This window comes from Streptomyces sp. NPDC057486, from assembly GCF_042802415.1.
In the GTDB taxonomy this organism is placed as follows: Bacteria; Actinomycetota; Actinomycetes; order Streptomycetales; family Streptomycetaceae; genus Streptomyces; species Streptomyces yanii.
The window spans coordinates 16,553-37,988 of sequence record NZ_JBHVEE010000068.1; the positions used below are offsets into that span (position 1 = coordinate 16,553).

Annotated in this window: 14 protein-coding genes; 8 read left to right on the top strand and 6 right to left on the bottom strand. The window is 70.1% G+C overall.

The window, feature by feature from the left end; translation table 11 throughout:
• Nucleotides 1–4: 4 nt before the first annotated feature.
• A complete protein-coding gene (locus ACFU6I_RS27930; protein WP_384371660.1) occupies nucleotides 5–508 on the bottom strand; it encodes a MarR family winged helix-turn-helix transcriptional regulator in 504 nt (167 codons plus the stop codon).
• A gap of 70 nt (nucleotides 509–578) precedes the next feature.
• On the opposite strand from ACFU6I_RS27930, the gene ACFU6I_RS27935 reads away from it, so the two are divergent.
• A complete protein-coding gene (locus ACFU6I_RS27935) occupies nucleotides 579–1,142 on the top strand; it encodes a carboxymuconolactone decarboxylase family protein (protein WP_384371662.1) in 564 nt (187 codons plus the stop codon).
• A 107-nt stretch (nucleotides 1,143–1,249) separates the two neighbouring features.
• Nucleotides 1,250–2,725 carry a DUF1996 domain-containing protein gene (locus tag ACFU6I_RS27940; RefSeq protein ID WP_384371664.1) on the top strand — a complete coding sequence of 492 codons (1,476 nt, stop codon included), beginning with the start codon at nucleotides 1,250–1,252 and terminating at the stop codon, nucleotides 2,723–2,725.
• Nucleotides 2,726–2,766: 41 nt separating this feature from the next.
• Here ACFU6I_RS27940 and ACFU6I_RS27945 read toward each other — a convergent pair whose 3' ends face one another.
• Entirely contained in the window at nucleotides 2,767–3,252 is a 486-nt protein-coding gene (locus ACFU6I_RS27945; RefSeq protein ID WP_384371666.1) for a hypothetical protein, read from the bottom strand.
• Nucleotides 3,253–3,360: 108 nt separating this feature from the next.
• On the opposite strand from ACFU6I_RS27945, the gene ACFU6I_RS27950 reads away from it, so the two are divergent.
• From ACFU6I_RS27950 to ACFU6I_RS27975, 6 genes are all read left to right on the top strand, one after another.
• Nucleotides 3,361–5,316, top strand: a complete 1,956-nt coding sequence (locus ACFU6I_RS27950; protein WP_384371668.1) for a hypothetical protein — start codon at nucleotides 3,361–3,363, stop codon at nucleotides 5,314–5,316.
• 386 nt (nucleotides 5,317–5,702) lie between these two features.
• Nucleotides 5,703–6,059 (top strand): hypothetical protein, encoded by a 357-nt coding sequence (locus tag ACFU6I_RS27955; protein WP_384371670.1) that lies wholly within the window; start codon nucleotides 5,703–5,705, stop codon nucleotides 6,057–6,059.
• 293 nt (nucleotides 6,060–6,352) lie between these two features.
• Nucleotides 6,353–7,258, top strand: coding sequence for a metal-dependent hydrolase (locus ACFU6I_RS27960; protein ID WP_384371672.1), 906 nt, complete (start codon nucleotides 6,353–6,355; stop codon nucleotides 7,256–7,258).
• 8 nt (nucleotides 7,259–7,266) lie between these two features.
• Nucleotides 7,267–8,346, top strand: a complete 1,080-nt coding sequence (locus tag ACFU6I_RS27965) for a PDR/VanB family oxidoreductase (protein ID WP_384371698.1) — start codon at nucleotides 7,267–7,269, stop codon at nucleotides 8,344–8,346.
• Nucleotides 8,347–8,675: 329 nt separating this feature from the next.
• Nucleotides 8,676–10,616 carry a beta-N-acetylglucosaminidase domain-containing protein gene (locus tag ACFU6I_RS27970; protein ID WP_384371700.1) on the top strand — a complete coding sequence of 647 codons (1,941 nt, stop codon included), beginning with the start codon at nucleotides 8,676–8,678 and terminating at the stop codon, nucleotides 10,614–10,616.
• 192 nt (nucleotides 10,617–10,808) lie between these two features.
• Nucleotides 10,809–11,531 (top strand): TetR/AcrR family transcriptional regulator, encoded by a 723-nt coding sequence (locus ACFU6I_RS27975; protein WP_384371674.1) that lies wholly within the window; start codon nucleotides 10,809–10,811, stop codon nucleotides 11,529–11,531.
• Nucleotides 11,532–11,580: 49 nt separating this feature from the next.
• Here ACFU6I_RS27975 and ACFU6I_RS27980 read toward each other — a convergent pair whose 3' ends face one another.
• The 4 genes from ACFU6I_RS27980 to ACFU6I_RS27995 form a co-directional block, all read right to left on the bottom strand.
• Nucleotides 11,581–11,931: a 5-carboxymethyl-2-hydroxymuconate Delta-isomerase gene (locus tag ACFU6I_RS27980; protein WP_384371702.1), complete on the bottom strand. Its 351-nt coding sequence runs from the start codon at nucleotides 11,929–11,931 to the stop codon at nucleotides 11,581–11,583.
• Between the two features lie 371 nt (nucleotides 11,932–12,302).
• The gene (gene pulA / locus ACFU6I_RS27985) at nucleotides 12,303–17,645 is read right to left on the bottom strand and encodes a pullulanase-type alpha-1,6-glucosidase (RefSeq protein ID WP_384371676.1); all 5,343 of its coding nucleotides are present in this window, start codon (nucleotides 17,643–17,645) and stop codon (nucleotides 12,303–12,305) included.
• Nucleotides 17,646–18,074: 429 nt separating this feature from the next.
• Nucleotides 18,075–19,781 (bottom strand): carbohydrate-binding module family 20 domain-containing protein, encoded by a 1,707-nt coding sequence (locus ACFU6I_RS27990; protein ID WP_384371678.1) that lies wholly within the window; start codon nucleotides 19,779–19,781, stop codon nucleotides 18,075–18,077.
• Between the two features lie 472 nt (nucleotides 19,782–20,253).
• Nucleotides 20,254–21,366, bottom strand: a complete 1,113-nt coding sequence (locus tag ACFU6I_RS27995) for a LacI family DNA-binding transcriptional regulator (protein ID WP_384371680.1) — start codon at nucleotides 21,364–21,366, stop codon at nucleotides 20,254–20,256.
• Nucleotides 21,367–21,436: the final 70 nt, after the last annotated feature.

Below are 21,436 nucleotides of genomic sequence, written 5' to 3' on the forward strand. Positions count from 1 at the left end.
CAACTCAGCCGTTGAACCATGCCGCCGCGTCGAGCCGGAACCCGCCGGCGGGCGCCATCGCGCGAAGGTCGGACTCCAGGGCGCGCAGCCGCTCGGCCCCGAGCGCCCGGGACCACTCGGCGTGCAGCCGGTCGAACCCCTCGGCGGACCGGACCAGTACGTCGACACCGCGCGGGGTGACCCGGACCAGCTTGCGGCGCCCGTCCTGCGGATCGTCGACGCGTTCGACGTAACCGAGGCCCTCCAGCCTGTCGACGGTCTTCCCGGCGGCCTGCTTGGAGACGCCGAGCCGTCGGCCGATCTCACTTGCGGTCGCGCCGTCGCGGCCGACGGCCTGGAGCGCGAAGCCGTACGCGGGCCGCACGTCCGGGTGACCGCTCTCGGCCAGCTCCCGATGCAGCTCATCGATGATCGCCCGGAACCCGGCGAACAGGAGCAGGGGCAGTTCGAAGCCCGCACCATCCCCGGCGGTCGCCGACTCATCGGCCCGCCCTGCCGGCTCAGCCATTGCGCAACTCGACAACTTGGTTTACGTTTTCGTCAATCACGTTGTCGAGTTTATCGCGAGAGGTCACGCCATGCCCGCATCCGCCTTCCCCGACCACACCCTCGAATCCGCCCCCGTCGCCGCCCGTCGCACCATGAAGGCGGTAGCGGACAAGCAGGGATACCTGCCCGCCGCCGTCGGCCGGCTGGCCACGTCGCCGCAGCTGCTCGACGGCTTTCTGAAGATCAGCGCGATCTTCGAGTCGACCACCCTGGACCCGCTCTCCCGCGAGGTCCTGATCATGACGATCGCCACCCGCAACGGGTGCCACATCTGCGTGGCGATGCACACCGCGAAGCTCACCGCCCTCGGTGCGGACGCCGACCTCGTCGCCGCGCTGCGCGAGGAGAAGCCACTTCCGCTCCCGGACGAACGACTCGAATCGGTACGGCAGTTCACCCTGGCCGTCATCGCCACGGCGGGCGCGGTCGACGATGACACGCTGCAGGCCTTCCTCGCGCACGGCTACACCCACCGGAACGCGCTGGAAGTGGTCCTGGGCATCGGCGCCTACACGATGTCGACGCTTGCCAACCGGCTGACCGACGCACCCGTCGACCCTCACCTCGCCGCGTTCGCTCCCGCCCCCATGTGACCCGCTTTGCGAATGGAGCTTTCTACGAACTTCCCCTTTCGCTGAACGGCCCCCGAACCACACCCGTATGGAACGTCACGCTTCTCCCTCGAGGCATGAGGAGTTCCATGGGACGCACATCACGCAAACGTTCGACGCTGGCCAACCGGGCCATTATCGCCTCGGCCGCATTGATTCTGGGCGGGGGTGGTTTGGTCGCGGTCAATGTCTACGCTTCGGCGGGGGAAGGAGCGTCGGGATCACCCCCCGACCGGTCATGGAATACGGGCACCCAGATGTCCACCATCGACTGCCCCGACGTGGGTAACGCACTTCCCGACGTACCCGATGAGGCGCGCGGAGAGGTCGACCGCGAACTGGCCGCCATGGATACCCAGATCACTGAGGCTTACCAGCAATTCGCCGATCGTAAGGACGAGATGTCCCGCGATCCGAACCTCGTCGAGAATGCCGTGCTCGGTCCGCTGAAGGACAAGCGGACGGCCGGCATCGACCGCATCTCGACGGCCATCGGGCGCAACGCGGACCGCCCGGAGAGGCTGGACGGGCTGGCCCCGTGCAGTCTGCGCGCCGACGACGACAACGCCTCCGGCGCTGACGGCGGCAACGGACAGGTCGGCGACCGGGCCGACAGCCAGGGCGCCGACCAGGGCCGGGACGGGGGCCAGGGAGGCGACAACGGTCAGGGCCGGCAGGGCAACGGTCCCGAGGCTCCCGACTTCGTCGACATCCAGTCCGTACAGCCCAATGTCGACAAGCCCCGCCCACGTCGCGGCGCCTCGCGCGGTACGTTCACCACCGACTGCGGACGTAACGAGAACGGAAAATTCAACCCCGACAACGTCATCGTCGCGCCCGGAGTGAGCAACGGCGCCCACCACATGCACGATTACGTCGGAAACCAGGCCAACGACGCCTTCGCCGACGATGACGACCTGGCCAACGGTGATACCACGTGCCGGAATCAGGGTGACAGGTCCACCTACTACTGGCCCGTGCTGCGGTTGCAGAACGGGACGGCTGAGAACGACGCGGACGCCGACGGCGGCGGAAAGGACCAGAACGTCGGAGAGATCCGGACCCCGTCCCAGGTCACACTGAAATTCGTCGGCAATCCCACCGGCAAGGTCACCGCGATGCCGCGATTCCTGCGGATCATCACCGGCGACGCGAAGGCGTTCACCAACGGCGACGCCAACGCCAACGCATCGTGGAGCTGCACCGGATTCGAGAACCGTCAGCTCAAGGACAAATACCCGATCTGCCCGGACGGCAGCCAGGTGGTCCGCTCGTTCGCCTTCCAGAGCTGCTGGGACGGACAGAACACCGACTCCGCGAACCACCGCACCCATGTCGCCTTCGCCCAGGCCGACGGACGGTGCCCGAACGGCTTCAAGGCCATTCCCCAGCTGGTCCAGCGCATTGTGTACGACGTGCCGCCGGGCCCCGGTTTCGCCGTCGACTCCTTCCCGGAGCAGCTGCACAAGCCGGTCACCGACCACGGTGACTTCATCAACGTCTTCGACGACAACCTGATGAAGAAGGTGGTGAGCTGCGTCAACGGCGGGCGCAGGTGCCGCTGATCCACTCCTTCGGCAGCGCCCCTCCCCTCTTGCCTGCGCGGTCAGCTCGCGTGGTGACCGGAGTGCTCTCCCTCGCTCCCCCCACTGCCCGCACTCCCCGAGTGGTGGTGCGGCGAGGCGCTCTCCACCGTCCCCCCGAGCCGGCCGCGCAGTGCCGAGACCACGTTCGCCTCGCCGACGGCGACCCACTTACGGCCGACCAGATACGAGCCGCCGTAGTCGTTGGCCTCGTTGATCCACTCACGCTGCCCGCGGTCGGTCGCGAAGGTGGCGAGCACATAACGCCCGTCTTCCGTCGTACAGTTGGCCTGACGCAGTTCCTCCGCGTCGGTCTGGATGTTCGGCTTGCAGTGCGCCTTCGTGGCCAGCTGCTCCAGGCTGCCGGTCGCCGTCGGCGGGACGTGCGGCTTGTCGTCGCCGCCACCGCCCCCGCCGCACGCCGCCAGGAGAGCCAGTCCCGCAAGGACGACCGCCGCGGTCCTGCCCCCGGAGCGACGCTCTCGTCGCATCTCCAGCTGCGTCACCATCCGACCATCGTGCCCCTTCGCACTCCGTCGCGCGGCCGAACGGCCCGATCCGATTCAACCGTTCGCGGGCCGGGGTGACCATCGCACGATTCGCTCGTTCAGCTGAATGTGCGCCCACTGTCAGAAGAACCGTCCGCCACCGCCCCGGTCGATGTGGAGCAGGCCGAGGCGGCGCTCGTCGAGCACTATCCGCGACTGGTCCGGCTCGGCTACCTCGTCCTGCCGTCCTCCCTCGGCCGCAACCGCCGAGTCCTGACGGCGCACGCCCTCGCCCAGCGGTCCCTGCCGCTGGGGCGCCGGACGGCGTTCACGGCCGACGACCGCGCCCCTCTCCCCCGCCGCCCCGCCGACGGGACGGCGATCGACCCGGGATATGCGCACGTCCGGCAGCGGGTGGTGAGAACCGCCCTCGAGGCGGGCCGCCCGCTGCGTCGCCCGGCCTGGCCGCGCCGGTCGCAGCTCCCGCCGCTCCTCCCTCTGGTGTGGGGTCTGCGTCTGTTCCCGCACTCCGGAGGTGCGGACGAACTCGCCCTGGACCAGGCGCTGTCGGCGCTCTCCGGGCCGGCGCGCGCGGCACACGTCCTGCGCGGCCTGGAGGGCCTCGCGGATGGGGAGGTACGTCGCGTGCTCGCCGCCGCAGGAGTGGCTGACCCGCACGCGGCCCTGACGGAGGCGGACGCGGTGGCCGCGCCCTACGCGCTGCTGGACTCCACGGAGTTCGACCCCTGTTCCCTGCAGGCCCGCCCGCCTGATCTGCTGCGCCGCCGCCGACACGCGAAAGCGGCGCTCGCGGCGGTCGCCGCTCTCCTGGTGTGCGGGGCGCTGCTGGGTCTTCCGGGCAACGGCTGGGGCCGGGACCTGACGTCCGCGCCGCTGTACTCCCGTAACCCGGCGGCCGAACAGGCGCTGGAACCCGCAGCGTTGGTAAGGGTGCCACCCTGGTACTGGCGGCGCTCGCCCCGGATCGACTTCACCGCCTGGCCCACCCGCGGCGACCGTACCGACGACACCCGGCTGCTGCGGCGCGCACTCGCCGTCTGGGCGCGTCCGGGCCCCGCCGTCCGGTCGTCCACGACGCCCGGGACGCCGGTCGGGCCGCCGATGGGGCCCCCGCAGTTGCTGTACGCGGGCGAGGTGGGCGCGGCCGCGGTGGTGTTGTTCTACGACGGGCTGCGCATCGTGCGGTACGCGGAGGCTCGCAACGCCGATCCGGCACAGGGCGCGGCGCTCGACTTCGCCCGTGTCGACAGTGCGGACGCGTCCTCCGCCGACGCTCTGGTCGTCAGCCGTGGCGGCGGCACGGTCCGCTATCTGACGGCTCCCTGGGTGCGGCAGGCGTCCGTACGGGATCTGCTCGCCCCCGACCGGGCCGCCCGGCCGCTGCGCCGCGACCGGAACGGCGTGACCGGTGTGCCGGCAAGTCCGCAGACGACCGGGGACTGCAGGTCCTGGTCCGCCGTCGAAATGCAGGACGCCACGGCGACACGTCTGCTGACGGACCTCGGCGAACTCGCCCCGGCCCGGCTGACCTCCGGGCCGCCGTCGGCGCCGCACGACGTGTCCGGGCGGGCGGAGCGGGAGAGTTGGGCACGGACCGCCTGCCTGCTGACCGCGGTGCGCTCACGCGGCGTGCGCTCGGTGAACTCCTGGCCGTACGCGCGACAGTGGCTGCCCGAGGGCGATGGCTTCGCGCAGTGGCTGTGCACCCGGGCGGAGACCTGGCGCGGCTCGGGAAGCAGGGTCCTCGCCCAGTTCCAGGCCCCGTCGGCGCAGTCCACCGCCGGTGGTGCGGTGCCGCCCGGGGCGGTGGCGGCGCGCGCGGAGGACTCGCCGGCCTGCGGGAAGCGGGATCCGCGGGTTCTGGCGGGCGTGCTGTGGAAGTCGCACGCCGGCCGGTGGTACGTACTGGCGGCGGGCAGCACGGATTTCGCCTCGCTGACCACATCGGGCGGGGTGGAGGGCCGGGCGCAGGGGCATCTGCTCGCGGTACGGGCACGGGCGGGCGATCGGGCGCGGCTGAACGGGCTATTGGCGGACGGGAGGCGGGTGGGCGCTCTGCGCTGACCATGCCGCCGTGCCCGTATCCCGTGGTGCACGCCGTGATCCTCCGCCCGGCCGGTTCATCGTGCCCGGCGACGGACCCTCCGGCGTGCCCGCGGAATCAGGGCGCGCAGTCGCCGCCGGACGTGCGCGCCCCCGATACCTCGGTGGGGAACCTGCAGGTGGGAGGGGGTACCGAGGGGCGGACGGCAACGGTCACGGGAGGGGACGGGGGGAACGGATGGGGGGTGCACGAATTGCCTACAGGACTCGGTTCCACGATCGACGGCATTGCAGCAGATCGGGTGTCTTGGAGCGCGTGGCGCGGTCGTCGACGGTCCTCGGGGGGCGACGGTTGCGGTGTCCAATCCGAGCAGGCGCATCCGCGTCTGCTGCGACAGGAGATTTCTATGCATGTTTCCCGCTTCGCTGCCGCAGTCTGTGTGGCCGCCGTCGTCGTGCTGGGCGGCGGCGGCGCAGCTCAGGCCGCTGCCTCCGGCGCCGCCGGCGGTTCCCACTCCCTGCAGGCCAGTGACGGTCGGCACGGGGACGGTGACCGCCGGGACGACTGGCGCTGGGGCCACGATCGCCGGGACGACTGGCGCTGGGGCCACGACCGCCGCGACCACGGACGCTGGGGCCACCACCGCAAGCACGGGCGCTGGGGCCACGACTACCGTGACCGCGGGCCCTGGAGCCGCGAGTACCGTGACCGCGGGCGCTGGGGCCACGACCAGGACCGGTACGGGGATTACCGTTCCCGCTGATCCGATCCGGACCGCAGTATGAACCGGGCCCGTGGCGCCCTCCGTCGAGGAGGACCGCCACGGGCCCGACACGTGCGCCCCGGCTGGGCGGGGCCCGGGAGCCGACGGACGGCAGCCGCCGGGCGACGCTCTCGTCGTGGATCGAGTGCGACCTGACCGAAGCAGGCGCTCGATCGCCGTCGGAAGCTCACCGAACACGACGGACAGCGCCCTCCGTCACCCACCGATCAGCGGCTGCAGGAATTCGCTGCACGCCCCTGTTCCCTCCGCGTACCCGTCAGTACATTGACAACATGTCTAACACGCAGCCAGCGGCGGTCGCATCGGAGCGAACCGAGCTGAAGGCCCGCCAGGTCTCGTTCGCCTGGGAGAGGACTCCTCTCCACTGGGTGCCGGGCGACCCCTTCAGCACGCACACGATGAATGTGCTCCATCTGCTGCTCCCGGCCGGGGAGCGCTGGTTCATCCACGTGTACCGGCAGGTGCTGCCGTACATCCATGACGAACAGCTGCGGCAGGACGTGATCGGGTTCATCGGCCAGGAAGCCGTGCACTCCCAGGCCCACGACGACGTCCTCCCCCATCTGAAGAAGCTCGGGCTCGACCCGACCCCGTACACCGCACAGGTCGACTGGTTCTTCGAGAAGCTGCTCGGCGACCGGACGCTGCCGCCGGGCCGCGCCCGCACGTGGTGGCTGATGGAGCGGGTGGCGATCATCGCGGCGATCGAGCACTACACGGCGTTCCTCGGCGACTGGATCCTGAACTCCGAGGCCCTGGACCGCAAGGGCGCCGACCCCACCATGCTGGACCTGCTGCGCTGGCACGGCGCCGAGGAGGTGGAACACCGCTCGGTGGCCTTCGAGGTCTTCATGCATGTCGACGGCGGCTACCGGCGCCGGGTTCGCACCTGGGGGATGGCCTTCTCCGCCCTGCTCTTCCTCTGGCAGCGCGGTGTCCGCTTCTTCATGGAGAACGACCCCAGCCTGCTCGACGGCAAGGCGTCGTTCAAGGCGTTCTACGACAGCGGCAAGCGCGGCACCCTGCCCTCCACTCCCGCCCTGCTCCGCTCCATCCCGCGCTACCTGAGTCACTCCTACCACCCCTCCCAGGAGGGCAGTACGGCGCAGGCCATCGACTATCTCGCCCACTCGCCCGCGGCACTGGCCGCCGAGGCCCGTATGACGGGAACCCACTGACCATGGCCCTGCCCCGCCCCCGCCTGCGGACCGTCCTCCTCGTCACCGGTGCCGCGCTGCTCGCCAGGCGCGCCCTGCAGCGCCGCATCGAGAGGTCCCCGCTGTGGCCTCTGCCGGCCCTGGAGGAGCCGGTCTCGGGACGGTCCGGCCGCCGCTCCACCACCACCCGCCGACTGCTGATCACCGAACGCACCGTGCCGGCGGACGGCGTGGTCCAACTCCGCCTGGAGGGAACGGACCTGCCCGCCTGGCAGCCCGGCGCCCACCTGGACCTCGTACTCCCGTCGGGTCTGGTACGCCAGTACTCGCTCTGCGGCGACCCGGCCGACCCCGGCACGTACACGGTCGCGACCCGCCTGGTCGAGGACGGTCGCGGAGGTTCGCGCGAGGTCCATACCCGGCTCCGCGAGGGCGAGGAGATCGAGATCCGCGGCCCTCGCAACCGCTTCCCGCTCGTCGCCGAAGCCCCCTCGTACGTCTTCGTCGCGGGCGGCATCGGCATCACCCCGATCCTTCCGATGCTGCGGGCGGTTGCCGCCTCCGGCGCCGACTGGCGACTGCTGTACGGAGGCCGTACGCGCGCCTCGATGCCGTTCCTGGACGAGATCGAGAAGCTCGGCGCGGAAGGCCGCCGCGTCACGCTCGCACCGGAGGACGAGTCGGGACACCCGGACGCGGCGGCGGCCCTCACCGGCCTCGCGCCCGGCACCGCGGTCTACTGCTGCGGCCCGGAACCCCTGATGGACGCGGTCACCGCCGCTCTTCCGGTCGACTGCACCCTGCACCTGGAACGCTTCACGGCAGCGGCCTCATCACCGGCCGGCTCCGGCGCCTTCGAGGTGGAGCTGCACCGCACCGGGCGTACGGTCCAGGTCGCGGCGGGCCAGTCGGTCCTGGCCGCGGTCCGCGAAGAACTCCCTCATGTCTCGTACTCCTGCGAACAGGGCTTCTGCGGAACGTGCCAACAGCGCGTGCTGGAGGGCGAGATCGACCACCGCGACGAGCTCCTGACGGACGCGGAGCGCGACGACTCCATGCTGATCTGTGTGTCGCGGTGCCGGGGGGAGCGGCTGGTGCTGGACCTGTAGGGGGAGTTCGGGGCGTGGCCCGCCCGCCCGCACGCCGCGGGTCGATCCTGCGCCCGCCTCGCACCCGACCACGACCACACCGACCCGTTGCTGTCGCGCGTGAGCACCGTGATCACAGAGCTCTCCCCTCCCTTGTACTCACATGGGGCTCCATGGTTGGCTCCAGCGAAACGTAATGGCTCAAGTGGTCTAATCCAATAGGTCGGACCTCTTGACAGTGAACTGAGTTTCGCCAGTAGCCTTTTGGGGTCGTTGTGGTCTAGACCACCTTGGAGAGCTCCATGGGAAGACGCAGGATCGCTGTCAGCATGTTCGCAATAGCAAGCACTATGGTGCTCGGGGTGCTGCCACACGGCGCCAGCGCCCAGGCGGCCGGGGTCGCGGACGCGCCGGGCGCCGCCTCGCCCGGCGCCCGCCCCCTGCCGCCGGTCTCCCCGACCCCGCAGTCCATCTCTCGCTCCGGCAAGGACGCGACCGTCACCGGCCGGGTGTTCGTGGTCGTCGACGACCGCACGGACGCGGCCGCCCGTGACCGCCTGATCCGTGAGCTGAAGAGGCACGGCGCCGCGCGCGTTGACATCGTTTCCCCCGGCAATGTCCCGCAAGCGGGCGCGGGTTTGCTCACCGTGATGCTGGGACCCGCGGAACGCCCGGACATCGCGAACGCGTTGGGCGACACCGCCGTGCCCGACCACGCCGAGGGCTACGCCCTGCGGGTGTCGGGGCAGCCCTCACATCCGCAGATCGCCCTCGGGGGCGCGGACGCGACGGGCCAGTTCTACGCGGTCCAGACCCTGCGTCAACTCTTCCAACGCCAGGACGACGACTGGACGGTGGCGGGCGCACAGGCCGGCGACTTCCCTTCGATGCCTCTGCGCGGCACGATCGAGGGCTTCTACGGCAAGCCCTGGACCCATGCCGAACGGCTCGACCAGATGGACTTCTACGGCGACGTCAAGGCCAACACCTATATCTACGCGCCGAAGGACGACCCCTACCACCGCGACAAGTGGCGCGACCCCTATCCCACCGACAAACTCGCCGAACTGGGCGAGCTGGTGAACCGGGCCACCGCGAACCACGTCCGCTTCACGTTCGCCGTCTCGCCCGGCGGCTCGATCTGCTACTCCGACCTCGACGACCGCAAGGCCCTCAAGGCCAAGCTCCAGGCCCTCTACGACCTGGGCACCCGGTCCTTCTCCATCCCTCTGGACGACATCAGCTACACCAGGTGGAACTGCGCGGCCGACCAGGCGGCGTACGGCCAACCGGGACGCACCGCAGCCGCGAAGGCGCAGGTGGATCTGCTCAACGACCTCCAGCGGAACTTCATCGCCACCCACGAGGACGCCCGCCCCCTCCAGATGGTGCCGACCGAGTACGGCGACCTGACCGACACCAGCTACAAGCAGACGATGCGGGCCACCCTCGACCCCGCGGTCGTGGTCATGTGGACCGGCACCGACGTCGTACCTCCGACGATCACCAACGACCAGGCCGACGGCGCCTCCAAGCTCTTCGGCCGCAAGGTCTTCGTCTGGGACAACTATCCGGTCAACGACTACGGGAACACCAGCGGCCGACTGCTGCTCGCCCCCTACGACAAGCGCGAGGCGGGCCTGTCCGGCCACCTCTCCGGCATCGTCGCCAACCCGATGAACCAGCCGTACGCCAGCAAGGTCGCCGTCTTCGGCGCCGCGGACTTCACCTGGAACGACATCGCGTACGACGCGCGGACCAGCTGGTCGCACGCCATGGCCTACCTCGCGGGCGGCGACCCGCAGGCCACCGACGCCCTGCTCGTCTTCGGTGATCTGGAGCACATGGCGCCGACCTTCGGTGCCACCCCGTGGCAGCGGCAGGCCCCCGAACTCGCCCGCCGCATCGCCGTTTTCTGGGCGGACTGGAACGCCGGGCGGAGGACGGAGGCATTGACGGACCTGCGTGCCTACGCCGAGCGCATCGAGCAGGCGCCCGCCGTCATCCGCGGCGGAGCAGTCGAGCAGGGCTTCACGGCCGACGCCGCCTCCTGGCTGGACGCCACCGCACTGTGGGGCAAGGCGATGGTGACCATGGTGGACGCACTGGGAACCCAGGACGCCGGCCAGGCCCAGAAGCTGCTCGAGGAGTCGAACAGCCTCCAGACCCAGGCGCGTGCCGTACGGGTGGTACCGGCCCGCAACACCTGGGGAAGCGTGCGGCCCAAGGTGGGCGACGGGGTCCTCGACACCTTCCTCGCGGCGGCCGCGGCCGAGGTGGGGAAGGAGTAGCGGGAGCCGATGACGCTCCGGTGTGCGGGGCCCTGCGGGTGGTGACGAACCACCTGCGGGGCCCCGCGCCCGCGTGCTGCCCGGTCCACGGCGTCGGCCGGCCGATGCAGCGGCACGGCCTGAGGTGGGCCTGCGGGATCGGTCCGGTGCACCACCGAGCCCCGTCCAGGCGGCGGTCGGTACGCTGGTGCCATGACGACCGGGGTACGGCGCAGGATGGGCGTCGATGAGCGCAGGCAGCAGTTGATCGGTGTCGCGCTGGAGTTGTTCAGCCACCGCGCCCCCGACGACGTCTCCATCGATGAGATAGCTGCCGCCGCCGGGATCTCCCGGCCGCTCGTCTACCACTACTTCCCGGGGAAGCAGAGCCTGTACGAGGCGGCACTGCGGCGGGCGGCCGACGAGTTGGCGGGCAGGTTCCTGGAGCCGCGTGAAGGGCCCCTGGGGGCACGGCTGTTGCGCGTCATGGGGCGGTTCTTCGACTTCGTGGACGAGCACGGGCCCGGGTTCTCCGCCCTGATGCGGGGCGGGCCCGCAGCCGGGTCGTCGACGGCGAACGCGATGATCGACGGGGTGCGGCAGGCGGCGTACGAGCAGATCCTCGCCCACCTGGGGGTGGAGGAGCCCCCGGCACGGCTGGAGTTGGTCGTACGGTCGTGGGTGTCGCTGGCCGAGTCGACGGCGTTGATCTGGCTGGACGGGCGGCGGATCCCGCGCGCGGAGCTGGAGATGCAACTGGTGCACGACTTCGCGGCGCTGGCCGCGGTGAGTGCGGCATACGACACGGAGATGGCGGGCATCGTGCTTCGGGTCCTCGCGGAGGAGCCGGTCGACGGGCCGTTCGGAGATCTGCTGGCGCGGCTCTCCGCCTTCTCGCCCGCCGTACCGGCTGTGCCGTCGCAGCGGTTGACGTGACGACCCGATCCACTCTCTGTCGTGCACCAGGTCGTACGTGCCGGCGCGGTCAGCGCTTGCGGTAGGAGGGGTCCAGGTCGCGGGTCTCGGCCGAGGTGTGGACCGTGAGGTCGTCGGCGGGCTTGATGTGCGCGGCCAACAGCTCCAGTACGGACTCGGTGAGCTTCGCCTTGATCTCCTCGGTGCGGCCGGGCAGCAGACCGATCGAGACATGCAGGATCGCGTCGCCGGTGGCGGCGTCGCCCACCACGGACTCGTCCACGCGGCGGAAGCGGGTCTTGCAGGCGGCGACCTTCGTGGTGACCGTCTCGGCGACCAGCGGGTGCAGGGCGAGCGCGAAGCCGCGGCGGTCGAAGGTGTCGTCGAGTTCGGCGGAGTAGTCGACGGTGATCTGCGGCATCTGGGGCTCCCGGGTGCGGTACGGACCGTTCTCAGAGCTCACCTTTACACGTTGATCGCCATGACCGCACAAGGGAGGTCGCTGCTCACCCTGCAGCTCGTCGTCTCCTCGGGAATGTTTCCCACCATGGTCACCGTCGCTGTCGCTGTCCGGCACTCGGCACGATGCAATCCTTGCTCCGCCGGTGGAACGCCGGGCGCCCCGCTCCTTGCGCCGTCGGCCGTGACGAACTGGGCCGGTCCCCTTTCCCGCACGGCGTACGCGCGTGGGAAAGGGGACCGGAACCGGCCGAGGTGGCGGGAGGGACGCGCCCGGGAGCGCGCGATGCGGCTCACTCCCCGGCGGCTGCCCTCAACGCAGTCCGCTACGGGTCACCGCAGGGAGAACACGGCCACCGTGCGTCCCGGGACGGTGAAGCTTCCCGAACTCCTCTCGTAGGTGGCCTTCTTGACCGTAGGATCCGCCCCCGCGGCCTGGACGGGGTGCAGGGCGTAGTCCTTCCCTGCCAGATCTGCGACCTGCTGGTGCTCGGTGCCGGGGGTCGCGTTGAGGACGATCACCAGCTTCCCGAGGCGCATGGTGATGACCCCGGGCGTCTCGTCCTTCCCGGAGAGCGGGAACGACAGGGCGGACTGCACCTGCTCGGTGGTGGAGAGGTCGAACTCCTTCTCCGTCGTGCGGATGCTGAGCAGGTCCTGGAACGCGGCGGACGTGCCGTCGATCTGTGCGCAGCCGGGGCTGAGCGCGGTGGCGGTGAGCAGCGGCTTGGCGTAGGACCACTTGGCCCTGTTGTCGGCCGCGAGCGGCAGTCCGCGGCCGAAGCCGTTGCCGTCCCGGCAGTCCCAGTGCAGTGCGTTGAACCAGTCGCCGCTGTCGTACGAGTTGCGGTCCAGCGACTTGGAGCGCAGCAGGTCCGTGCCCGCCTGGGAGAGCGACGGGCCCTGGGACAGAGTGGCGGTCGCCATCGCCAGGACCTGCATCCTGGCCCGGTCGGCGGCCGAGGTGCCCGCCGGGAGCTTGAAGGCGAGGGCGTCGTACAGCGTCTCGTTGTCGTGGGCGTCGGCGTAGGCGAGGGCGTCGCCGGGGACCGCTGCGTATCCGGCGGGGGCCCCGTTGTAGTCGACGCCGGATCCCTTGACCGTACGGCCCGAGGAGTCGGTGAAGGTGTAGTCGGCGAGGTTGCCGGTCAGGCCGACCTTGATCAGATCCTGGTAGTGGAGCAGCCGGGCCCTCTGTTCGGCCGGGGTGCCGTTGGCGGTCGAGGTGTTGGGGTCGGTGTAGAGGCCGCTGGCGAAGCCCTGGACACCCGGGTCCTCGTCGAACGGGCTGCCGCCGCGGACGGCGTCCCGGGCCCGGTCGGAGAAGGTGGCGATGCCGGTGCCGGCCATGTTCTTCTGGGTGGCCTGGACGAAGCGGGCGTCGTCGGCGATCTCACCGAAGTTCCAGCCCTCCCCGTACAGGATGATCTTCTTCCCGTCGACGCCGTCCTCGGCCACGGTCAGCGCGTCGAGCGCCTTGCGGACCGCAAGGATGTTGGCCTTGGGATGGTGGCCCATCAGGTCGAAGCGGAAGCCGTCGACCTTGTACTCCTTGGCCCACGTGACGATCGAGTCGACGACGAGCTTGCCCATCATGGTGTTCTCGGGCGCGGTGTTGGCGCAGCAGGTGGACGTGGCGACGGTACCGTCGTCCATGAGCCGCTGGTAGTAGCCGGGCACGATCCGGTCGAGGACGGACTTGTCGTCCTGGCCGGAGGCGACGGTGTGGTTGTAGACGACGTCCATGACGGTCCGCAGTCCGGCGCCGTTCAGCCCCTGGACCATCCGACGGAACTCGACGGTGCGCCCGGTGCCGTTCGGATCGGAGGCGTACGAGCCCTCCGGGACGGTGTAGTGCAACGGGTCGTAGCCCCAGTTGAACCCGTCGTTCGCGGCGGCCTTCGCCACGCAGGCCTGCTGCTCCTCGGAGTCGGGGGCGTACACGGACAGGTCGCAGGCGGGCTTCTGCTGGGCCGACTTCCTCTCGGGGATGGTGCCGATGTCGAAGGCGGGCAGCAGATGGACGTAGCTCGTGCCGGAGTCGGCGAGCTCCTTGAGGTGCTTCATCCCGTCGGAGCGGGTGTCGGTGAAGGCGAGGTATTCGCCGGGGTGCCGGGACGTCGGGTCCGCGATCGAGAAGTCGCGGATCTGCAGCTCCTGGATCTGGGCGTCGCGAAGCGGGACGGCGGCGGGCTTCCTCAGCCCGGCCCAGCCCTTCGGTGCGAGCCCCGGGGCGCCGAGGTCGACGACGAGACTGCGGGCGGAATCGGTGGTCAGAGCGGTGGAGTACGGGTCGGTGACCTTGTTGGTGACGATCTTCTGGACGGTGGGCGCCCACACCTTCACCACGAAGCGGTACGGCTTGCCGGTCCACTTCGCGGTGCCGGTGACCGACCAGACGCCGGTGCGGTCGTCGCGCCGCATCGGGACGGTCCTGCCGTCGAGCTCCAGGGCGACGGTCTGCGCGGTGGGGGCCCAGACGGAGAGCGTGGGCCGGCCGTGGTCGAAGACCGGGCCGAGCGCGGCGGTGCTCGCGTTCTTGCCGTACAGGTCGTCGAGCACACCCGCGCTCTGTACGCCGGTGGCGGCGAGCAGGGCACCGTTGGCGGCGCGCTGGGTGGCGATCAGCTGGCCGCGCAGCGCCTCACGGACCCGGTCCCGGTCACGCGGGTCGACGGTGAAGGCCGGGTAGTCCTTGAGGTGGGGATACTTCGCCTTCTGCGCGTCGGTCAGCGCGGACGGGCTGAGTCGCAGCCACTGCCCCTCGTCGGTGAGGGCGCCGTCGACGACGGAGATCCCGCCGTCCTTCGCGTAGACGAGCTGCTCGCTGGTGGCGTCGGTGGCCTTCACCTTCCAGACGACGGTCCCGGAGTCGATCCACTGTGCCTCGGCCTTGGTGAGGTCGGGGGCGGGCATACCGCCGGTCTGCGGCAGCAGGTAGCCGGGCTGTCCGGCGACCGACCACACCTCGTGGTCGTACGTGGCGAGGTCGAGGGACTGGTCGCTGGGGAGGTCCTTCTCGTCGCCCTTGTGGAGGATGTAGCTGAGCGAGGTGGCCCCGTCGGTGAGCGGGACCTCGAAGGTGACGCCGTAGGCGTCCTTCTTCACCGGCTGGAGCGGCTTCGCCCAGTCGGTGGGGTTCTTCGCGCCGGTCCAGGTGTGCAGTCCCCAGCCGTCGTAGTTGCCGTCGGCGCGGTGGTAGTGCAGGACGGCCTTCGTCCTGTCCTGCGCCGGGTAGGCGCCCTCGGGGGCCGTGTCCGACTGGCCGTCCTCGCCCTGCTCGATCCAGACCTGCCCGGTCTTCGCGAGCTCGACGGTGCGCTGCGGACCGTCGGCCGTGCCGTCCTTCTCGACCGTGTACGGGACGGAGGAGGTGCCCTCGTCGAGCTTGATCCAGGCGAAGGCGCCGTAGGCGTCGCGCCCGGTGAACCCGGCGGACCTGTCGCCGGACTCGATCGTCCAGCCGTCGTAGTCGCCGTCCGCACGCTTGTAGTGGACGACGGCGTGGTCGCGCTCGACGGCGACGGGCTTCTCGGCCGCGGGGGCCCGGCCCGCGGTCGTCGAGGCGAGGGCGCTCGCGGTGCGTCCGGCCCGGTCGACCACAACGGCCTTGTAGCGCAGCGGCGTTCCCGCCGCCACGGTGTCGTCCAGGTGCTGAGTGATCCTGTACGGGGCGTGGTCGGCGGATCCGAGGGTGACCCACCTGCCATTGCCGGTCTGGGCGGCGAAGACGACCCGGTTCAGCGATCCGCCGTCGGTGTCCGCGGAGATGTCGACGGTGCCGGTGGCTCCGGCGGCGGGCGCCTTCAGCGTGATCGAGGGCTTGGCGGCCGGGGCGCCCAGGGGCTTCTCGGCGCGCAGCACGACGCTGGAGAGGGCGGGCACGGTGACGGTGATCTTCTTGTCGGCACCGCTGCGGACCGTACCGGAACCTCCGTACAGCGTACGAAAGTTCATGGCGGCCGACTCGGTGGACAGCTCGACGGTCTTCGCCTCGGTGCCGTTGTTGATGGCGACGAGGTACTCGTTGGCGCGCTTGGGGTCCGTACGGGAGAACGCGTAGACGGAGCCTTCCGCGTACCGCTCGGTCTGGACTCCGTCACGCAGGGCCGGGTTCTCCTTGGTCAGCTCGGAGAGTGCGGCGATGCTCCGGTACAGCGGGTGGCCGGTGTCGTACGCGTCGGAGGCGTGCGTACGGTCGGTGCCCAGTTCGTCGTCGTCGAGGTAGTCGGCGGTCTTCGAGGCGAACATGGTCTGGCGGGCGTCCTTGTCGCCGCCCGCGCCGGTGAAGCCCTGCTCGTCGCCGTAGTAGACGACGGGGTTGCCGCGGCTGAGGAACATCAGCTCGTTGGCGAGGCGGGCCCGGTCGAGCAGCTCGGCTTCGTCGGCCTTCAGGTTGTCCTGCTTCAGGAACGCGCCGATGCGGCCCATGTCGTGGTTGCCGAGGAAGGTCACCTGCTCGTAGGCATTGGCCTTGTCGGTGGTGTAGCGGTAGTCGTCGCCGAAGACGGTGGCGAGCTTCGAGGCCGGAGCGCCCTGCGAGGCGTACTGCCGGGCCGCTTCCTGGAACGGGAAGTCGAGCGTCGCGTCGAGCCGTCCGCGGGTGACGTACGGGGAGGTGATGGCGGTGTCGGCGGAGTAGACCTCGCCGAACATGAAGAAGTCGTCACGTCCGTGCTGGGCGGCGTAGGCGTCGAGGGCGGTCGCCCACCGGGTCCAGAAGTCCAGGTCGACGTGTTTGACCGTGTCGATCCGGAACCCGTCGATGTCGAAGTCACGGACCCACTTCTCGTAGATCTTCTCCATGCCGGAGACGACCTCGGGCCGCTCGGTCCACAGGTCGTCGAGCCCTGAGAAGTCGCCGTACGTGGTGGACTCGCCTGCATACGTCGAGTCGCCGCGGTTGTGGTACATCGTCGGGTCGTTGAGCCATGACGGGATCTTCGTGCCGGTGTTCTTCGGGGTGTACGGGAACGAGTCGGCGTCGACCTTTGCCAGGCCCTTGCTGTCGTCGAAGGGGCGGCCGTCCCTGTCGAGGTACGGGTAGGCGCCCTTCGGCTTGTAGCCGTACTTCTTCTCGGCGTAGTCGACGGTGTCCGCGGTGTGGTTGGTGATGACGTCGAAGAAGACCTTCATGCCCTTGGCGTGGGCCCTGTCGATCAGCTTCGACAGGTCGGCGTTGGTGCCGAAGTGCGGGTCGACCTGGGTGAAGTCGGTGATCCAGTAGCCGTGGTAGCCGGCCGATGCATCCTTTCCGGCGCCCTGGACCGGGCGGTTCTTGAAGATCGGGGCGAGCCAGATGGCGGTGGTGCCGAGGTCCTTGATGTAGTCGAGCCGGTCGGTCAGGCCCTTGAGGTCACCGCCCTGGTAGAAGCCCTTGTCCGTGGGGTCGTAGCCGGTCTCCAGGCGCGAACCGGTGAGTCCGCCGAGGTCGTTGGAGGTGTCTCCATTGGCGAACCGGTCGGGCATGACGAAGTAGAACTGCTCGCGGGTCAGGTCGTGCCGGGCGGGCTCGGCGGCGAGCCGGGCGTCCGACGGCGGGTCCGGGGGTCTCGGCGTGGCGGAGGTGGCTGCCGCCGGGACGACCGGGAGGAGCGCCGCGCACAGTGCGGCTACGGCTCCCCGTCGGAGGAGGGTACGGGACACGGGGCAGGGTCTCCTTGGTTGCGAGGTCATGGGGTTCTCGGGGTTCTCGGGGTTGACGGACTTGTTCGGGCGGGCCGGGGGGGGGGGGGGTCCACCAGGGCGTCTCCTCGGACGCCGCAGACTCCCCGACACCGCGGGGAAGCCGTGCACTTACTGCGCCGTCCTGCGGGGATCGCCCTGGTGCACCCCCGCCCCGGGGCGCCGTCCGAGGGCCTCCGACACCGGACGCCCACAGGGCGCCGTAGGCCTCCGTGCTGGGCGACCACGTCCTTGCCGGCCGGTGCGCCGGGAGGGGACGTATCGGGGCGATCCCCGCAGGGTGACGCAGTAATAGGACGTTTTCGCCGCGGTGTCGGGGAGTCTGCGGCACCCGAGGAGACGCCCCGATGCGACACCGGCCCCGGGTTCAGCCCCCGGACCGGGACGACTTGGTCAGCCGCCCCGGCCCGGGTGCCGGGTTCAGCTCCGCCAGACGTCACTCGTCAGCGACACCTTGCCGGTCGACGGAACCGTCGCCGTGCGGTTGGCGCCGCTCTCCCAGGTGACGGCGCCGCCGGCGTCCTTGCGGATGTACTTGTACTCGAACGAGGTCCCGGCGGGCATGCTCACATCGAGCTTCCAGACCGGGTAGGTCGCCGGGTCCAGCTTGAGCGCGCTGTCGGTGTTCCAGTTGCCGAGCGCGGACCGGTTGCCGACGACGTAGATGTTCTGACCGAGCTGGGTGGTGGCGTTGACGCCGAAGGAGGCTCCGGAGGTGCTGGTGCCCGGGTCCGTCGTACCGCCGCCCGTGCAGGTACGGGCGTTCACCTGGAGCGCGAGGGCCGTGTTGGCGCCGAGTGTCGCGGTGAACTGGCCGGAGCCGTTGACGGTGACACCGTTGCCGGACTGGATGTCGCAGTAGTCACCGGCGGGCAGCGACGTCTGGAAGGTACGGGTCAGCGACGAGCTCTCGTGGTTGATGGCGACGTATGCCTTGGCGCCACGGCCGAACGCGATCCGGTCGCCGCCGTTGTCCCACCAGTTGGTGACGGCCTCACCGCGCGCGGTGTTGCGGAAGCCCACCATGGAGGAGATCTGCGGCCAGGCGTGCTGGCACTTCCAGCCGCCGCTGTAGCAGGCGTTGACCGTGCCGCCGTTGGGCGGCCCCGCGTCCTTGTCGGACCACTCGTAGCCGGAGTGGATGTCGGGCGAACCGTACGGCCAGGCCAGCATGAAGACGTTGGCGAGGGTGTAGTTGGCACCGTCCTTGTAGTTCAGCGTGTCGCCGCCGCGCTCGGTGTCGTGGTTGTCGACGAAGACCGCGGTCTTCGAGGACGCCATGAAGCCCCAGCCCTCGCCGAAGTTCTTCAGGTAGGCGAGGTTCTCGTTGTTGAAGAGCTGCTTGAGGCTGCGGGCGTAGCGGAACTCCTGGACGTCGCCGGTGCCGGCGTACTCGTCGGGCGAGACCGCTTCGCCCGCCCCGTAGATCGCCTCCTGCTTCCAGTAGGCACCGGAATCGGTCAGCCGCGACTTGATGTTGGCGAGGTCGTTCGCGGGGATGTGCTTGGCGGCGTCGATGCGGAAGCCGTCGACTCCGAGGGAGAGAAGGTCGTTGAGGTATCCGGCGATCTTGCCGCGGACGTAGTCCTCACCGGTGTCGAGGTCGGCGAGCCCGACGAGTTCGCAGTTCTGGACGTTGGCACGGTCCTGGTAGTTGCTGATCTGCGCGGTGCAGTCGTCCATGTCGTACGAGGAGTACAGGCCGGGGTAGTTGTACTTCGTGTACGAGGAACCGCCGGTGCCGGTGCCGGATCCTGCCGCCATGTGGTTGATGACGGAGTCGGCGACGACTTTGACGCCCGCGCTGTGACAGGTGCTGACCATGCGGGCGAAGGCGGTGCGGTCGCCGAGGCGTCCTGCGATCTTGTAGCTGACGGGCTGGTACGAGGTCCACCACTGGCTGCCCTGGATGTGCTCCTGGGGCGGCGAGACCTGCACGTAGCCATAGCCGGCGGGACCGAGGGAGTCCGTGCACGCCTTCGCGACGGAGTCGAACTTCCACTCGAAGAGGACTGCGGTGACGTCCTTGTCGCCCGGCGTGGACGCCTGGGCGGTCGTGGAGGGAGCCACGAGAGCGGCGGCGCCTGCTATCAGGGCGAGCGCTGCAGACAGGTGTCTGCGTGCCATGTCTTTCCTCCTGCTGTGGGGGAAATGCGGGTGACGGTGCAGCCTCACGTGGCAACGCGCCCTGCCCTCAAGGCTCCTGAAGGTTCTTGCTGCAAGAATGCAAACCTTGCCGCGGGGAGACCGTACGAGCCCGTCAGGTTCCGGTCAACCCTTTGGACACCACCCGCTCACATCGGCGAAATACTGCAGTTTTCTTTCTGCAAGGTCTTACGCAAAACATTGCAGCGCTGTTACGTTTCTTCCGACTCCGGTCCGGTCGGTCGGGGGTCCCGGTAATCCGGGCCCCACGCGCCCGGCCGGCCGGGCCGGTCACGGACAAGAGGGGCACCCGGAGTCGCTCACTCCCCGCCGGCCCATTCAGGGCCGACTCCCGGTGCCTCTCCTGTACGTCGCCCCGTCCTCGTACCCAGAGACGCAGAGGTCCTGGATCCCCCCTCCGGATCCAGGACCTCTGCGCATGCCGCACACGCCGTCAGGCGGTGCGGACCGCCGCGGTGGACCCCCGCACCACCAGCTCCGGCTGGAACACGTACTCCGTGCGCTGCACGGGGCTTCCGCCGATCTCCTCAAGCAGCGCCCCGACCGCGGCCGCCGCCATCGCCTGCACGGGCTGCCGCACCGTCGTCAGCGGCGGATCCGTGAACGCGATCAGCTGGGAATCGTCGAAGCCGACCACGGACACGTCGCGCGGCACGTCGAGCCCACGGTCCCGTGCGGCGCGCACCACGCCCAGCGCCATCAGGTCGCTGCCGCAGACGATGCCCGTGCACCCCTGGTCGAGCAGCGCCCCGGCCGCGACCTGGCCGCCCTCGACACTGAACAGCGTCGAGCAGACGAGGAGTTCGGCCTCGGCGCGGTCCAGTCCCAGCAGGTTCACCGCGGCGTCGAGGAAACCGTCCCGTTTGCGGCGGGACGGCACATAGCGCTGCGGTCCGATGGCCAGGCCGACCCTGCGGTGGCCGAGTTCGGCGAGATGACCGACGGCCATCCGGACGGCGGCGGTGTCGTCGGGCGAGACGAAGGGCGCGCTGATCCGTTCGTTGTACCCGTTGATCAGGACGAACGGGACGCCACGGTCGGTGAGCGCGGCGTACCGGGCGGGGTCGGCCGACAGGTCGGCGTGCAGCCCTGAGAGGAAGACGATGCCGCCGACGCCGCGTTCGACGAGCTGCTCGACGAGCTCGTCCTCGGTGGCGCCGCCGGGCAGCTGGGTGCAGAGCACCGGGGTGTAGCCGTGCCCGGCCAGAACCTGTTCGACGGACTGCGCGAACGCCGGGAAGATCGGGTTGGTGAGCTCGGGGGTCACCAGTCCGATCAGCCCGGCGCTGCGCTGCCGCAGCCGCACGGGACGCTCGTAGCCGAGGATGTCGAGCGCCGCGAGCACCCGCTGACGCGTGGTGTCCGCGACGCCCGGTTTGCCGTTGAGCACCCGGCTGACCGTCGCCTCGCTGACCGCGGCCTGACCGGCGATGTCCGAGAGCCTCGGCGCACCGCCGGTCCCAGGGCCTCTCTTCCGGATCTTGCCGGGCTCGCGGTGGCCGACACGCACATCTGCGGCGTTGTCGTCGGTCGCCGACTCCCCCATGGCCCGAAAGGCATGGGAGGGGCCCCCTTCGCGTGGGCTCGTTTCTGCGCCCTGCAGCTGCACGCGCCGG